General features: G+C 69.5%; 1 protein-coding gene. It reads right to left on the bottom strand.

Annotated elements, in window-relative coordinates; all coding sequences use genetic code 11:
* Positions 1-341 (bottom strand): pyridoxal-phosphate dependent enzyme (locus FS787_RS17865; RefSeq protein ID WP_144674639.1); only part of this gene is annotated, 341 nt, incomplete at both ends.

The following is a 341-nucleotide window of genomic DNA, read 5'->3' as shown; positions in this document are numbered from 1 at the left end:
TCGTGTTCGGTGAGCCAAGACGCGGCGCCGTGGACCACGGTCCCGGTGGAGCCACCGAGCGTGAAGCCGGCAGCGGCGAGACGGTGGCAGGCGCGCACCGTGTCCAGTTCTTCGACCATCACCACCTCATCGATCAAGGCCTCGTCGAGCTGCGGCGGCCGCACGCTCATGCCGAGTCCCGGGATCAGGCGGGGGGCGGGCTGGCCGCCGAACGAGACCGATCCTGCGGCATCGACCGCGACAATCCGGACATCCGGCCGGTGCTCACGGAAGTACCGCGCGCAACCCATCAAGGTCCCCGTTGTCCCCGCTCCCACGAACAGCACGTCCAGGTCGGGGAA

The sequence above is a fragment of the Arthrobacter sp. U41 genome (assembly GCF_007679325.1).
In the GTDB taxonomy this organism is placed as follows: domain Bacteria; phylum Actinomycetota; class Actinomycetes; order Actinomycetales; family Micrococcaceae; genus Arthrobacter.
This window is presented reverse-complemented; position numbering and strand designations above follow the sequence as displayed.